This is a genomic window from Exiguobacterium sp. s145, assembly GCF_018618835.1.
GTDB classification, from domain to species: Bacteria; Bacillota; Bacilli; order Exiguobacteriales; family Exiguobacteriaceae; genus Exiguobacterium_A; species Exiguobacterium_A artemiae.
This window is the reverse complement of record NZ_JACSMV010000015.1, coordinates 23,179-38,299: the sequence shown is the minus strand read 5'-3', so window position 1 is coordinate 38,299 and position 15,121 is coordinate 23,179. Positions and strand designations below refer to the sequence as shown.

The window sequence follows — 15,121 nt, the reverse complement described above, 5'->3', positions numbered from 1 at the left end:
CTTTAGAATTACTTGTATAAAATTAAATGGAACTTTCCATTGTATTTAAGACATGACTGGCAAATTCCTGAGTTAGTTGAATTTTATCAGCTCCAAAATTTAAAGCTCCAAGAGTTTTTCCTTGATTATTTTTTGTAATGGGTAGTGTTTTGTTGTATGAAGCCTGAATAGTGGAAATAGTATTATTAAATGTATTCCATCTTTCGCTATATTCTGGACAAAGATTTTTTGCTTTTACTTCCCAGGGCCATCTACTAGAGTTTCCATCCAAATAATAAGGACCTTCTGTAACTTCAAAGTAACCTAAAAGCTTAGCTGTGCCCACACCATAACAAATTAATATATCCCCCTTTCTTACAGCCTTAGGTTTTCGTTTAGAGAAGTGAAGCTTTTGTATATCTGTTGATAGCCTTCTATGTTCTAAAAAAGGCTCCTCTGAAACACCTACAGGCTTAATAAAGTATCGTTTATCTGTCGTAACTTTATGCTTTCTATTATTAAATATATCGCTGACAGTTAAGTCTATTTCTGATTCTTGAAGTGGGGGTAATGTCTTTGAATAGCTATCTATCTTTTTTATAATCTCTTCCAATTCTTTATTTGATAATGTTATGCTTCCAACACTATTGACTTCGTTAATTAATTCCAATAGTTGATTAGTGTCTTCGATCAAAACTCCCCATTCGTGATTACTTCTCAGACCAGAATTAGTAAAATTTGCAGAAGTAACTATACCCCGCAACGGTGTATCAGATTTTAAAGAAATATATATCTTTCCATGTAATTTATTATCTATATGAACGCTGTAACTTATATTTTTCTTAGTACAATTTAGACAAAAAGAATAAAGTGAATTTGATTTCTTTAATAAATCAGAACTATTATCTTTTAAAGTAGTTGTTAACGAAATATGTCTAATTTCACTTCCGTTCAACTCGTTAAAAAAACTATCAAACGACTCCATTAAAAACGGACTTATTATTTTAAGTTCATCCGTATTTAATAATAAGTTTTTCACTTCATTGTAATGATTAGAAGTAATGTTATTTAGTAATTTCATAAGGTACCTCACCTATTCTTAAATGTAATATATTCCCTTTTTTAAAGTATACACTATAATGTTACTTAATTTAAATTCAATACTAAATTTAAATTTATACTGTCATTCTAAACAAATTTGGAAGGATGATAATATTGAAAGAAGCAAATATGATTGTAGTTCAAATAACGTACTCATATAGGTACAAAGAAGCGCAACACAGGTATTATCATAAAAGATTTTCGATAGTCTTCAGCGAATCACAAAGTAAATTTGAGTGATTTGTATCAATAGATGGATATGCTTGTAATTGAAGTTTCGACCAAAGTTTCGTTGAGAACTCGAAGAACGATACGACTTCTCATACCATGTAAAAACCTTTTTCAGACTATCTATTTTCATACAAAAAAGCTCGCACAAAAGTAGACAGTTTTATTATTTAAACTGTCTACTTTTGTAGGAGCATATCACATTACCAATTGCGCTTAATTGCAACAAATAGAAAATCTCACTTACTTATGATACGGTTCATTCCGATTAATCCGGTATGCCCGATAAATCTGTTCACACAGAATCATCTTCATCAATTGATGGGGGAACGTCATCTTCGAGAAAGAAATCGTATCGTTCGCCCGTTGCATGACTTCCGGTGCGAGACCAAGCGATCCGCCGATGACAAACGCGATTTTACTTTTGCCGTACGTCGCCAGTCGGTCGAGTTCTGTCGCAAACTGTTCACTCGTCCGTTGCTTTCCTTCGATAGCAAGTGCGTAGACATGAACATCCGGTCCAATCTTCGCTAAAATCCGTTCGCCCTCTTTTTTCTTCACTTGCTGCATTTCGGCGTCACTTAATTGTTCCGGTGCTTTTTCGTCCGGCACCTCGATTTCCTGAATCGAACAATACGCGCCGAGCCGTTTTGTATATTCGGCAATTCCTTGCTTCAAGTACTTCTCTTTTAACTTTCCGACCGTGATAATGGTAATTTGCATCATTTTTCTCGCTTTCTGACAGAAAATTCAGGAGTTATCCACAGAGTTATCCACATGTCCACATGTTGATAATTATTTTTTGCTTGACACAAGATATGTCGCGGGCTGGTCACAGTACTCACACGTGACGTTTTTCTCTGCCGGTACCTCTTCCAAAATCGGGTACTCTTCCGTTTCATCGACTACTTCGTCGAGCGCTAACTCGACATGTTCTAAACAGACATATTTATCCACAGGTCTTCTCCTCCTTTTAAGTTATCCACATTTATCCGCTATCAGTATAACAAAAATTGACTTCTCCGACCGAAAAAAGTTATCCACAGCTTGGACGTCACTCCGTTCACTGCTCGACGACCTCCTCCATTTCATCGTGTCCGCTGCACGTGACTCCTACGGGAAAAAGCGCGGCTCGCCCGCGCTGTCAGAGGAAAGTGCGTGACAGCAAGACACGATGAACAACCATGACATCATCCTTTCCGCGCACAAAAAAACTACCCGTATATACACGAGTAGTTGATCTGAATCTGTTATTGCACCGTCGCCGCTTGCGCCGACAGTTTGACATCGAGTGTCTGCTTCTCGCCGCCCCGGTAGAACGTCACTTTGACGTCGTCTCCGACTTTGGCGTCACGATAGAGGACACTTTTTAAATCAGCAAACGATCGGATGTCTTTTCCGTTGATCTCAACGATGACATCATTTTCTTTCATGCCTGCTTTTGCTGCTCCGCTGTTTTTCGTCAAACCGACGACAACAATCCCGCGGTTGACGTCACTCGGCAGTTTCAGACGATCTTCCCGGAATCCGCTTGGGAATTCCTGAACGTCCCGGATCTGAATCCCCAGTTGCGGACGAATCACTTCACCGTTTTGTTCGAGATCACGCATGATCGGTAACGCTTCGTTGATTGGAATCGCAAAACCGACCCCTTCGACGCTGGCTTCCGCAATCTTCATCGAGTTGATTCCGATTAATTGACCGGACGTATTGATGAGCGCTCCGCCTGAGTTCCCCGGATTGATTGCGGCATCGGTCTGAATGACTTCGGTGTTAAAGTCCTGCTGACCGTCCTTATTCGTATCAACCGGCACCGTCCGCTCCTGGGCACTGATGACACCGCGTGTGACCGAGTTCGCAAAGATTCCGAGCGGATTCCCGATTGCAAGAACCGTCTCCCCGGCACGTAACGTATCCGAATCTCCGAGTTTGACGACTTGTGTCACTTTTGATGAATCGATCGACAACACGGCTAAATCATAGGTCGGATCTTCCCCGAGCACTTTCGCTTCGAGTGCCGTTCCGTCGGACAACGTGACCGACAGCCGGCTCGCGCCTTCGACGACGTGATAGTTCGTGACGACATACGCTTTATTGCCGTCTTTTTTATAGATGACACCCGATCCGGCTCCGGTCTCCTGATCGGCACCCTGGAACGAGCTTTGCAGGTTCGTCACGCTGACGACCGCTTCCTTCGTCTGACCGACGGCACTGACGATATCGTTTTCCGATTCCGTTGCTTTCGTCGCCGCCTGTTCCGGCGTCGCGTTTGAGACCGGCGTCGGACTAGTCATTTCGTCACGCACGAACGGCCAGGCAATCAGGGCAATCAATAGAGCACCGATAATCCCGCCGATCAGGCCAACAAAAAAGGCCTTCCCGCCGCCGCGGCGTTTTGGTTCCTGCGGTTCTTCTTCATATGGTTCACGATAGGGACTGACCGGCTCGTCTTCACTTGGTCGTCGCGGCGGAAAGCCGCTCGTCTCATCGGTCGATGCGTAAGGCTGATCTGATTCATTCCGTGGTTCTTCTGGTCGATCCATCGACACACGCCTCCTTCTAGACTCTCTTTACACAAGTATACCCCCATCACGTGGCGAGTTAGCCAAATGTGGGGGTCTTTTGAGCATATTCAGTAATTTCCCATAATCAAAGCTTCAAGAGGGGTGTCGGAATGACCGGATCCGTGTCGAGCAACTGGATTTTGCTAAGGTCGACATCGCGGCTTGCGAGCGTCTGTGAGACACTCATCCGGGCCAGTTCCTTCATGTTGTTGTCCTTACTCAAGTGGGCCATGTGGATCCGTTTCGTCCGGTCGTCGAGCACTTCGCTCATCGCGATGGCGGCATCTTCGTTTGAAACGTGTCCGTAATCGCCGAGAATCCGCCGTTTGACGCTCCACGGATAATGCCCCATCTGAAGCATTCCGATATCGTGGTTCGCTTCAAAGATGTAGGCATCGGCTCCGCGGATGACACCCTTCATCCGGTCCGACACGTAGCCGGTATCCGTGATGTGGGCCAGCCGTTTGCCTTCGTGGGCAAACTGGAAGAACATCGGATCGGCCGCGTCATGACTGACGTTAAACGACTCGACTTCGATATCGCCGAACTGTTTGACTTCACCGACTTCCCACAGGAACTTCAGTGCGGGATCGATTTTGCCGATCTTCGCTTCCATCGCCGCCCACGTCTTTTCGTTCGCATAGAGCGGGATGTTGTACTTCCGGGCCATGATGCCGACACCTTTAATATGATCAGAATGTTCGTGCGTGACGAACAGGCCGTCAATCTGATCCGGTGACCGGTGAATTTGGTCAAACAGGGCGAGCATCGCTTTCCCGGTCAGGCCGGCGTCAACGAGCAGGCGGGTCTGTTCACTTTCGATATAGAGGGCATTCCCCGTCGAGCCACTGGCAAGGACGCTGTAGTGTAGGCTCATCGTGCATTCCTCATTTCTCTGAAACGGTATCAAGCCGTTCGATGGTCTGGACTCCGCCGTCGATTGCATTGACGAAATACAGTTCTTCTCCGTTCAGTTCAATCTGCCACGTCGGCGGTAAAATCTGCACCGATTTCGTTCCTTCCGTCACGAGACAGAAGTAACCGAGTTTTTGGCTCGTCATTCGTTTCGAAGCGGGGAACAGACCCTGCTCCGACAGTTGGATGACGGATTCACTCGCCGATAATAACGTGACATCCTGCGCCTGACGGACGACTTTGTTTAAGTGACGTTGTTTGTAGCTGACGATTTCCTTCTGCTCGTTCAACTGGAGCACGAGCAGGGACGGACCGATCATCGCGTCATCTTCGCGCGACTGTTGCGGCGTCGAGTACAGCGGTTGCTCCTTGTACGTTTGAACAAACGTCATCTCGTTATGTTTACTGTCATATTTCCAAAACGTATAGTCGGTCCCGTACGCAGCCGATGACCGGACAAACGATGTCGCCGAATCACGCATCGCTTTCGCTTCGAGCGGGAACGGTTTCGTCAGACGAACCGACCACTCGATTTGATTTTTGACAGACGTGACGGCATCTTGGATCGGTGAACCTGATTTCGGCGCCAATGAACTCGTATCGACTTCCGCCGTCAAATAACCGATGTCTTTCGAGACGGTCTGCAGTTTCTTTTCATCAATTTTTCGTTCTTTCAAAACAGTTTTCCCGTCCGCGTTCGTCGTGACGATTCGGGGATCGATCATTCGGTCCATCAACTGAACGGCAAGATAGGCGTTCAGGATCAGGAACGTCAAAATCAGGAACGTTTTTGCTTTACTCCAATCCATGAATCCTTACCCCTCTTTTCCGATAGCTTGATCGACCGTCGTCCATTTCCCGTTGTGTTTGACGAACCAGGCCGGCTTAAACAAGGCATAACGACTCGTTTCAATTTCGTATGTCATCTCATACCCCATCCGGATGCCGGAAATCTCATCTAACAGATCAGCGGATTGAAGCTGTTTTTTTATCTGATCGATCGACGGCAAGGTCGTTTCCCGAAGCAACAACTTCCGATCCGCCCGAATCATGCTGCGGCTGAGCGAACGGATTTGATTTTCTTCGAACGTGACTTTGATGGTCGCGAGATCGAAGTCCGGTTGTTCGAGCAACGGTCCTGTTTCACCGAAAATCGGATACCGGTTCAAATACAATCGGAACATCGCCGCCTGTTCTTCATCTGCTTTCGACATCTGATCAAAGTAATACCGGAAGCCGCTGCGTTGCGTCACAGGATCGAGCCATCCGCCATGGATGTTGATATAACTGACGATCGTACTGTAATCAATGGAAGAGGTCTGGGTGTTCGGCGACAACGTATTGAAACGGAACGCATTATAATCCCGGTCATAGGTCGAGACACTGACACCGTCCGTCAGAACGTCCAGATCATCCCGGCTTTTGATTTGCTGCACGTTCGAGTTTTCCGTAAAGAACGCACTCTCGATCCGGCTGAGCGGCTTCGGATCCTGCGAAACATCATCGTAGACGAATACTTCTTCCAGTTTCGTCGCACCGCTCGGGACATACGTGTAGTCACCGCCCTTGAGCTCGACTTTCGTCATCGGTTTTTTCTTGTCATAAGCGAATAACCGTTTTAAGACCGTTTCATCACCGATTAACTTAAAGTCTTTAAATCGTCCGGTCGTCGACTCCAGCCGAAGAATCGGTCCTTCATAATCAAGCAGATAGAGCCGTTTGATCGGTTCCGACATCGCAATTTGTTTTTCCCCGAGTAATTCCTCGAGCATCTTCGAACTGATCGGCGTCGGGAAAATCATCTCGACGCTCCGCTTACTAACCGGAATGTTGGATGCCTTATCGGTCAAAACCAGGACACCGACATCAAACGAGGCGCCGATCCGGTTCAGAATCGTCCGACCGATGATTTGGGTCTGATAGGCACTTTCACCGTCCGAGTAGACGACAAGTTCCGGATTGATCAGCTGATTTCCTTCGACCGTCTTCGAGGCATCGATTTCATTGAACGACACCTGTTCCTGCTCAATCGACTCACTGCTCGGATGATACGTCCATAACATCGCCGTCTGGACAATCGAAGCGCTGACCAGAAGAATCAACGCGATGGATTTCAGTCGCTGTTTCGTCATCCGATATCCACCTCTTCGATCACCTCATACGGAAGCGTAAAGTAAATCGTCGTGCCGCGTCCCCATTCGCTTTCTGCCCAAATGTCACCACCGTGTGCCGAAACGACGTCTTTGGCAATCGAGAGACCGAGTCCGGTTCCGCCAATCTTCCGGGCCCGTGCTTTATCGACCCGGTAGAAGCGTTCAAAGATTTTCTGCAGGTTCGCTTTTGGAATCCCGACTCCTTCGTCTTTGATGCTGATGACGATCCGTTTCGCCCGTAACATCGTCCGGACGGTGATCGTACCGCCTTCCGGTGAATACTTGATCGCGTTCGTTAAGATATTATCCGCGACCTGAATCAACTTATCCTGGTCCCCGCGGATGTAGACTTTCCGTTTCATGATCTTGCGGCGGAACTGAATCCGTTCCGGTTTCGTCATATCGTGGCGATCGAGAATATCATTTAAGAATTGAATGTAATCAAAACGAACTTTGTTCATCTTGTATTCCTTGCTGTCCATTTTCGACAGTTGCAACAGATCGGTGACGAGGCGGATCATCCGCTCCGTTTCGTTTTGTGTCGTTTCAAGGAAACGAGGTGCTAGTTCTTCATCCTGGTATGCACCTTCCGCCAGGGCTTCCAGATAACTCCGCATCGTCGTCAGCGGTGTCCGGAGTTCGTGGCTGACGTTCGCGACGAATTCGCGTCGGTCCTGCTCGACCTGTTCCTGCTCCGTGACGTCATGCAGGACGATGATCATCCCGGTAATCGGACCACTGTGCTTTTTGACCGGCGAGAAGAAGGCCCGGACAAGGAACAGTTCATCCTCACTGCTGAAATCGAGCAGACGGGGCGGCATCGTTCCGTCTTCCGGAATCATGAAATCGTCTCCAAGTGCGAGGAGATCCTTTAAGTTCGTCCCGACGATACCAGATTCATCGACACCGACGATATCCTTCGCCTGGTCGTTCATCAGGATAACCCGTAATGTCCGGTCTGTCGCAATCACGCCATCCGTCATATTTTCGAGGACGCTCGTCAATTTCCGCCTCTCGGCTTCCGTCGTCGCGTTCGCTTCGAGCAATTCATCCGTCAGTTCGTTGAAGGAACGCGCCAACTGACCGATTTCATCGTCGGAATATACTTTAACCTTCCGCGAGAAGTTCCCGCGCCGCATCTCGATCGCTTGACGCCGCATGTCCGAAATCGGACGGGTGATTGTCCGCGATAACAGGACACCGAGAATCGAGGTGATGACAAGTGCAATCACTGTCCCCGTTGCCAAGATCCGTGTGACTTGCTGCATTTGAGAATAGATCGACTCCATCGACGCCCGGACATAAATCATGCCGGTCGTCGCCCCGGTCCGTTCAGAGGTGACGGGGACGGCAAAGATGCGGATCTTGTCTTCCGTCGTCGGATCAAGGACGGTATCGACACGAGACGAACTCGTGGCCTGTGCTTTTTTTATCAGTGAATTTGTTGCCCGTTGTCCGACCGCTGACTGATTGTCTTCGTCGGATGTCGCTTGAATGATCGAGTCCTGATCAATGATTTGTACTTCGAGAATATCGTTCCTTGACGTCGAGCCACTACTAAACTCAGACAGCAGCTGTCCAAGAGATTCAGACAACTGCCGTTTGGAGGCCTCATCATCGCCTGTCTTATCGAATTCCTTCCCGACATTGTACGCGACAAGTCCGGCCCGGTCTTCAACAGATTTTGAGAAGTTCGTAATGTACTGTTTTTCAAGAGAACGAACGAAGTAAACCCCAATGACTTGCATCGCGACTAAAATCAACAACGCATAAATGACGACAAGCTTCCACTGGATCGATTTAAAGAAGTTCGTTCCTTTTAACATCGTTATTCATTCTCCCCGTCTTGGAGATAGTAGCCGACACCGCGGCGGGTCATGATATAGATTGGTGTACTCGGGTTGTCTTCGACTTTTTCACGCAGACGGCGCACTGTGACGTCGACGGTCCGTACATCACCGAAGTAGTCGTATCCCCAGACTGTTTGAAGCAAGTGTTCCCGGGTCATGACTTGCCCGATATTTTTTGCCAAGTAATGCAACAGTTCAAACTCACGTTGCGTCAGCTCGATTTTTTGATCTTGTCGTGTAACGGTATGAGAATTCGTATCGATATACAGTTCTCCTACTTTGAGCGGACCCGGTCCTGCATTGGCAGGTGCCGCTTCGACGGTATTGACGTTCCGCAAATGCGCCTTCACGCGTGCTAATAATTCGCGTGAGCTGAACGGCTTCGTGACGTAATCATTGGCACCAAGCTCAAGGCCGAGGACCGTATCGATTTCGGAATCCTTTGCTGTCAGCATGATGATCGGAACTTTTGAAGTTTTCCGGACTTCCCGGCAAACTTCCATGCCATCCATCAAGGGCAACATGATATCCAGCAAAATCAAATCGGGATTGAACTCTTCGACTTTCTCGAGTGCTTCCACTCCATCATTTGCTACGGCGACACTATAACCTTCTTTTTCTAATTTAAATTTTAATATATCGGCAATCGGTTGCTCGTCATCGACGACGAGGATTTTACGTTCCGTCACTGGGTGTTCCCCCTTAATAATTTCTATTCAATCTATTTTACCTGTTTTTCAGGCATATAGAAAGGTGGCGACGGAAACTCCCGACGCCACTCTGTTGACTTCATCATACGTTCACGTCATGCGTTCCACGTGAAACATTATCTTCATTATACGCCCGTTCCATCGATCTTGTGAATGATTTCGCTTAATCAGAGATGAAAAAAGCAACTCCAGATTCAAAAAATCCGGAGTTGCCGTCTTTAAAACATTAAGCTTCTTCGTATAAATCACGGAGAACGACCGTTTGTTCACGACCCGGTCCGACCGAGAACGTGACAAGCGAGATCCCTGTCAAATCCGCAATCCGTTTGACATAGTTCTGTGCATTGATCGGCAGATCTTCAAACTTACGGATATGCGTGATGTCTTCTTTCCAACCCGGTAGCTCTTCATAGACCGGGACACATGCTTCGAGATCACGGAAGCTTGCCGGATACTCATCAATCTGTTTGCCGTTGAATTCGTACGACGTACAGATTTTAAGTGTTTCGATTCCTGTCAGGACATCGATCGAGTTGAGTGAAAGATCCGTCAAACCGCTTGTGCGGCGTGAGTGACGCACGACAACCGAGTCAAACCAGCCGACACGGCGCGGACGGCCTGTCGTCGTACCGTATTCACGGCCGACTTCACGAATCTGATGACCGATTTCGTCAAACAGTTCTGTCGGGAAAGGACCATCACCGACACGTGACGTGTACGCTTTGCAGACACCGACGACGTGATCGATCCGGGCTGGACCGACGCCGACACCTGAAGCGACACCACCGGCTGATGCGTTCGATGACGTGACGAACGGGTACGTTCCGTGGTCGAGGTCGAGTAAGACACCTTGTGCGCCTTCGAAGAGGACTTTTTCCCCTTTATCGAGGCTGTCGTTGACGACGACCGATGTATCGCAGACATACTTCGCGAACTCTTGACCGTACGCGTAGTATTCTTCGAAGATATCGTCGAACGCAATCGCTTCCGCATCATACATCTTCGTGAACATCCGGTTTTTCTGTTCGAGGACAATTTTTAATTTTTCAGCGAATGTTTCTTTGTCGAGTAAATCAGCCATCCGGATTCCGATCCGTGCTGCTTTATCCATGTAGCACGGTCCGATTCCTTTGAGCGTCGTTCCGACTTTCGCATCGCCTTTTGCTTCTTCTTCAAGCTGATCCTGCAACTGATGGTACGGCAAGATGACATGCGCACGATTCGAAATCAGTAAGTTATCCGTTGAAACACCACGATCGTGCAGATACTTCAGTTCCTTGACGAGCGATTTCGGGTTAACGACGAGTCCGTTCCCGATGACACATTTCTTGTCCGAGTAAAAAATTCCAGATGGAATCAGGTGTAACTTATACGTCTCATTATTAAATACGATTGTATGTCCGGCATTGTCTCCACCTTGATAACGAGCAACGACATCGGCTTTTTTCGAAAGAAAATCGGTAATCTTTCCTTTTCCTTCGTCGCCCCATTGTGTTCCGACTACTACTACTGATGACATATTCTCATCCACCTCCACGTACGATTCAAAACCACGACTAAGTGTAACGCGGAAAAAAAAAGAAGTCAACCAAATACCGAACAATTAAATGTTACATTTCTTTTTCGTTCGTTTAAAAGACATTTTTAATTCATTTTTTTCCTTTCTCTTCAAGATATTCAAACATAATGATTGAAAAAACGCCTCTGTCCCGGAAGACAGAAGCGTTTTGAACCTGTTTAGGCGGGCGGGGCATACGAATTATTCGGTTCGAGGTCAACGAACTTGTTGAACTCTTTCCGAAAGGCGAGTTTGACGGTACCGGTCGGACCATTCCGCTGTTTCGCGATAATGATCTCAATCGTGTTCGCATCTTCCGTTTCTTTGTTGTAATAATCATCGCGGTATAAGAAAGCGACGATATCGGCATCCTGCTCGATTGCTCCGGATTCCCGGATATCGGACATCATCGGCCGTTTATCCTGCCGGCTCTCAACTCCCCGTGACAGCTGCGATAACGCAATGACGGGGACTTCAAGTTCACGGGCGAGCGACTTCAAGGACCGGGAAATCTCAGAGACTTCCTGTTGCCGGTTATCGCTTGAACGGCCGTTTCCTTGAATCAGCTGCAGGTAATCAATCATGATCATTCCGAGACCATGTTCCTGCTTCAGACGGCGGCATTTCGCCCGGATGTCGTTGACACGGATACCCGGTGTATCGTCGATGTAGATGCCGGCTTGTGACAGACTGCTCATCGCAAGCGATAACTTACCCCAGTCCTCGTCTTCAAGTTGTCCGGTCCGGAGACGCTGGGCATCGACATTGCCTTCTGCACAGAGCATCCGCATGACGAGCTGCTCCGCACCCATCTCAAGGCTGAAGATGGCGACATTCTCATCAGCACGGGTCGCGACGTTTTGCGAGATATTCAAGGCAAACGCCGTCTTCCCGACAGACGGACGGGCGGCCACGATGATTAAATCATTGCGCTGGAAGCCGGCCGTCACTTTGTCGAGATCACGGAAGCCGGTTGGAATTCCGGTCGTCTCGCCGCTCTGTTTGTGCAATTTATCAATCGTCGCATAGGCACTCGTCAGGACATCCGAAATCGGAATGAAACTGGCACTGCCTTTTCCTTGTGATACTTCGAGAATCTTCCGTTCCGCTTCATTCAGCAGGACGTCGACCTCATTTTGCCGTTCATAACCATCCGTGACGATTTCATTGGCGGTCCGGATCAATCGGCGCAAGGTCGACTTTTGATCGACGACATTGACGTAATAATTGATGTTTGCGGCAGTCGGAACTCCTTCCGCCAGTTCACCGAGATACGGCAAACCGCCGACTTCCTCGAGGATGCCAAGCGTACTCAGTTCCGCCGTAACGGTTACGAGATCGATGGCTTCTCCGCGATCCGACAACACAAGCATCGTTTCGAAAATCCGTTGATGGGCCGCACGATAAAAATCTTGTGGCAATAATCGTTCGGACGCACTGATCAGTCGATCCGCATCGATCATGATCGCCCCAAGGACGGCTTGTTCCGCCTCAATGCTCTGGGGGGGCGTATTTTGCATTACATCACTCATCACCGGTCCCCTTTTCTACTCACGCTTCTTTAACCTGGACATTTAACGTTGCTGTGACTTCATTGTGCAGTTTCAGTGGTACTTTCGTGACGCCGAGTGTCTTGATCGGGTGCTCGAGTTCGATTTTACGTTTATCGATCTTGTACCCCATCTGTTTCAACTCATCTGCAATCTGTTTGCTTGTGACAGAACCGAAGACACGACCGCCTTCACCTGTTTTTGTTGAAACGATGATCGTTTCTTTTTCAATCTTTTCTTTTAATGCTTGCGCATCTTGTAATGCTTGTTTCGCTTCTTCTGCCGCTTTACGCTCATGTGCTTCATGCTGCTTGAGGTTTCCCGTTGTAGCCGGACGTGCCAATTTCTTTTTGAACAATACGTTGTTTGCGTATGCGTCAGCGACGTCCTTGACGTCTCCTGTTTTACCTTGGCCTTTTACATCTTGTAAGAAAATAACTTTCATTCTGTTTCCTCTCCTTTTGTCTCATCTTCTAAATAGTGGTCAATCGCTTTTCTTAATTCGGTTGCGACGGTCAGGACCGATTCGGTCATCTGTGTCGCTGCATTCGTTAAATGACCGCCGCCGCCAAGTGTCTCCATAATCAATTGAACGTTCACTTCACCGAGTGAACGGGCACTGATCGCCGTCCTGCCGTCCTGTAATTCCGCAATGACGAACGCGGCACGGATGCCTTGGAGCGATAACAGCTGATCTGCCGTTTGGGCAATCAGGACCTGATCATGAATGACACCGGGCTCGGCCGTCGCAATCGCCATCCCGGCAGCGTAGACTTCTGTCCGCTCGAGGATATGCGACTGCTCGACGTACGTCTCGAGGTCCTGACTGAGGAACTCTTGGACGAGGACCGTATCGGCGCCCTGCGAACGTAAATACGATGCCGCATCGAACGTCCGGGAACCGGTCCGTAACGTAAAGCCTTTCGTATCGACGATGATTCCGGCAAGTAATGCCGTCGCTTCAAGCATCGCCAATTTCTGATTCGTCGGCTGATATTCAATCAGTTCCGTCACCAATTCTGACGTCGATGATGCATACGGTTCAAGATACACGAGAACCGGTTCTTCAATGAAGTCTTCGCCCCGCCGGTGATGGTCGATGACGACCAGGCGTTCAAAACGCTCCAGCAATGCCGGGACGACGACGAGCGACGGTTTATGAGTGTCGACGATAATCAGAAGTGCCTGATCATCAATCAACTGATCGGCCTGGAATGCATTGATGAAACGGGTCTCGAGTTTTGGTTCCTGGCTGATTTCATTCATCATCCGCCGGATCCCTTGTCCGATATCGGCTTCCGGTAGAACGATATGAGCTTCTTTATCGTTCATCTCGGCTAATTTTAAAATTCCAATCGAGGAGCCGAGGGAATCCATATCCGGATTCCGGTGTCCCATGATAAGGACACGGCTTGATTCCTGCATTAAATCACGCAAGGAATTGGCAATGACACGGGCCCGGACACGGGTCCGTTTTTCGGTCGGATTGGTTTTTCCGCCGTAAAAACGAACTTTCCCGTCCCGTTTGATGACGACCTGATCGCCCCCGCGGCCTAAGGCCAGATCGAGACTCGATTGAGCCATCAAACCAAGTGCCGGAATCGGATCACTGCCGCATCCGATTCCGATCGAGAGCGTCAACTGGACACCGCGTTGGCTCGTTTCTTCCCGGACGGTATCGAGAATCGTAAATTTCGACCGTTCCAAAATCCGTAAGTTCTCTTCCGTCGTCACAATGAAGTAACGGTCGGAAGCAGTCCGTTTGATATACGTGCCGTGATCCGCGGCCCAGTGATTCAACAATTGGGTGACGCGGCTGTTCAATTCGCTGCGAAGCTGATCTTCAATCCCTTGTGTCATCTCGTCATAGTTATCGAGATAGATGACGCCGATCACCGTTTGATTATCGACCAGTTGCTGCTCGACCTGGGCTTCTTCTGTCATGTCGAACAAGTAGAAGGTCCGGTTTTCGCTGTTTGAAAAGACACGGTAAACCGATTCGCCGATTTCAAGTGTCGCTTGATCTTCATCGACACCAATCATTTCCACGAACAAAGGATCAAGATCCGTCAAAACGTGTCCCATGGCCAGATCTCCGAAAATTTCACGCATCGGATCATTGAACCAGGTGACACGTGCTTCTTCATCATAAAGTAAAATTCCAATCGGCATGTTCGTCAAAGCATCTTGACCGGTGTCTTCGACTTGAATCGATATACCGGCGACGTAGCTTTCCCAAGACTTCCGACCACGTCGTTCCTCCAGCAGATGAAGGACAAGCAGTGCCGTCGTCAAGACGGCTCCAACCGCTGCGATGATTGGGTGATCGACGGCAATGACAAAAAGTAGAGCCACGATTAACAGATACGGAACGAAGCGAAAAAAGCGCTGTTCTCGCTCAGGTGATACTTGCTGACCTAACCCCATCGCGTCCTCCTTGTATACTAAATATACTCGTATGAAAAATTCGGTAACTTGTATATTATAACCGAAAAGGCGGACCGGTTGAAAGC

At 48.1% G+C, this 15,121-nt stretch carries 13 protein-coding genes; all 13 read right to left on the bottom strand.

Going from position 1 to position 15,121, the window contains the following annotated elements; all coding sequences use genetic code 11:
* Window positions 1–22 precede the first annotated feature (22 nt).
* The 13 genes from KNQ07_RS11565 to KNQ07_RS11505 all read right to left on the bottom strand — a co-directional run bounded on the left by KNQ07_RS11565 (window position 23) and on the right by KNQ07_RS11505 (window position 15,035).
* Window positions 23–1,060 carry a restriction endonuclease PLD domain-containing protein gene (locus tag KNQ07_RS11565; protein WP_214766776.1) on the bottom strand — a complete coding sequence of 346 codons (1,038 nt, stop codon included), beginning with the start codon at window positions 1,058–1,060 and terminating at the stop codon, window positions 23–25.
* Window positions 1,061–1,551: 491 nt separating this feature from the next.
* Window positions 1,552–2,031: a 23S rRNA (pseudouridine(1915)-N(3))-methyltransferase RlmH gene (gene rlmH / locus KNQ07_RS11560; protein ID WP_012371884.1), complete on the bottom strand. Its 480-nt coding sequence runs from the start codon at window positions 2,029–2,031 to the stop codon at window positions 1,552–1,554.
* 72 nt (window positions 2,032–2,103) lie between these two features.
* Window positions 2,104–2,265, bottom strand: a complete 162-nt coding sequence (locus tag KNQ07_RS11555; RefSeq protein ID WP_012371885.1) for a CxxH/CxxC protein — start codon at window positions 2,263–2,265, stop codon at window positions 2,104–2,106.
* Between the two features lie 293 nt (window positions 2,266–2,558).
* The gene (locus KNQ07_RS11550) at window positions 2,559–3,851 is read right to left on the bottom strand and encodes a trypsin-like peptidase domain-containing protein (RefSeq protein ID WP_214766774.1); all 1,293 of its coding nucleotides are present in this window, start codon (window positions 3,849–3,851) and stop codon (window positions 2,559–2,561) included.
* Between the two features lie 106 nt (window positions 3,852–3,957).
* Window positions 3,958–4,749 carry an MBL fold metallo-hydrolase gene (locus tag KNQ07_RS11545; protein WP_026831603.1) on the bottom strand — a complete coding sequence of 264 codons (792 nt, stop codon included), beginning with the start codon at window positions 4,747–4,749 and terminating at the stop codon, window positions 3,958–3,960.
* Window positions 4,750–4,759: 10 nt separating this feature from the next.
* Window positions 4,760–5,596, bottom strand: coding sequence for a two-component system regulatory protein YycI (locus KNQ07_RS11540; protein ID WP_214766772.1), 837 nt, complete (start codon window positions 5,594–5,596; stop codon window positions 4,760–4,762).
* A gap of 6 nt (window positions 5,597–5,602) precedes the next feature.
* Window positions 5,603–6,919, bottom strand: a complete 1,317-nt coding sequence (locus tag KNQ07_RS11535) for a YycH family regulatory protein (RefSeq protein ID WP_214766770.1) — start codon at window positions 6,917–6,919, stop codon at window positions 5,603–5,605.
* Window positions 6,916–8,766, bottom strand: a complete 1,851-nt coding sequence (walK, locus tag KNQ07_RS11530; protein ID WP_114596768.1) for a cell wall metabolism sensor histidine kinase WalK — start codon at window positions 8,764–8,766, stop codon at window positions 6,916–6,918. The genes KNQ07_RS11535 and walK overlap by 4 nt, the downstream gene beginning before the upstream one ends.
* Before the next feature lie 2 nt (window positions 8,767–8,768).
* A complete protein-coding gene (yycF, locus tag KNQ07_RS11525; protein WP_012371891.1) occupies window positions 8,769–9,479 on the bottom strand; it encodes a response regulator YycF in 711 nt (236 codons plus the stop codon).
* Window positions 9,480–9,726: 247 nt separating this feature from the next.
* Window positions 9,727–11,019 (bottom strand): adenylosuccinate synthase, encoded by a 1,293-nt coding sequence (locus tag KNQ07_RS11520; protein ID WP_012371892.1) that lies wholly within the window; start codon window positions 11,017–11,019, stop codon window positions 9,727–9,729.
* A gap of 218 nt (window positions 11,020–11,237) precedes the next feature.
* Window positions 11,238–12,590 (bottom strand): replicative DNA helicase, encoded by a 1,353-nt coding sequence (dnaB, locus tag KNQ07_RS11515; protein WP_012371893.1) that lies wholly within the window; start codon window positions 12,588–12,590, stop codon window positions 11,238–11,240.
* A 19-nt stretch (window positions 12,591–12,609) separates the two neighbouring features.
* On the bottom strand, window positions 12,610–13,053 hold the full coding sequence (rplI, locus tag KNQ07_RS11510) for a 50S ribosomal protein L9 (protein WP_012371894.1): 444 nt from the start codon (window positions 13,051–13,053) through the stop codon (window positions 12,610–12,612).
* Window positions 13,050–15,035, bottom strand: a complete 1,986-nt coding sequence (locus KNQ07_RS11505; protein ID WP_214766768.1) for a DHH family phosphoesterase — start codon at window positions 15,033–15,035, stop codon at window positions 13,050–13,052. Before KNQ07_RS11505 ends, rplI begins: the two co-directional genes overlap by 4 nt.
* Window positions 15,036–15,121 lie beyond the last annotated feature (86 nt).

Bases quoted from the DNA above. Each gene is read 5' to 3' on its own strand.
- KNQ07_RS11565 (WP_214766776.1), bottom strand. From the start codon at position 1,060: ATGAAATTACTAAATAACATTACTTCTAATCATTACAATGAAGTGAAA.
- rlmH (WP_012371884.1), bottom strand. From the start codon at position 2,031: ATGCAAATTACCATTATCACGGTCGGAAAGTTAAAAGAGAAGTACTTG.
- KNQ07_RS11550 (WP_214766774.1), bottom strand. From the start codon at position 3,851: ATGGATCGACCAGAAGAACCACGGAATGAATCAGATCAGCCTTACGCA.
- KNQ07_RS11545 (WP_026831603.1), bottom strand. From the start codon at position 4,749: ATGAGCCTACACTACAGCGTCCTTGCCAGTGGCTCGACGGGGAATGCC.
- KNQ07_RS11540 (WP_214766772.1), bottom strand. From the start codon at position 5,596: ATGGATTGGAGTAAAGCAAAAACGTTCCTGATTTTGACGTTCCTGATC.
- KNQ07_RS11535 (WP_214766770.1), bottom strand. From the start codon at position 6,919: ATGACGAAACAGCGACTGAAATCCATCGCGTTGATTCTTCTGGTCAGC.
- walK (WP_114596768.1), bottom strand. From the start codon at position 8,766: ATGTTAAAAGGAACGAACTTCTTTAAATCGATCCAGTGGAAGCTTGTC.
- KNQ07_RS11520 (WP_012371892.1), bottom strand. From the start codon at position 11,019: ATGTCATCAGTAGTAGTAGTCGGAACACAATGGGGCGACGAAGGAAAA.
- dnaB (WP_012371893.1), bottom strand. From the start codon at position 12,590: ATGAGTGATGTAATGCAAAATACGCCCCCCCAGAGCATTGAGGCGGAA.
- rplI (WP_012371894.1), bottom strand. From the start codon at position 13,053: ATGAAAGTTATTTTCTTACAAGATGTAAAAGGCCAAGGTAAAACAGGA.
- KNQ07_RS11505 (WP_214766768.1), bottom strand. From the start codon at position 15,035: ATGGGGTTAGGTCAGCAAGTATCACCTGAGCGAGAACAGCGCTTTTTT.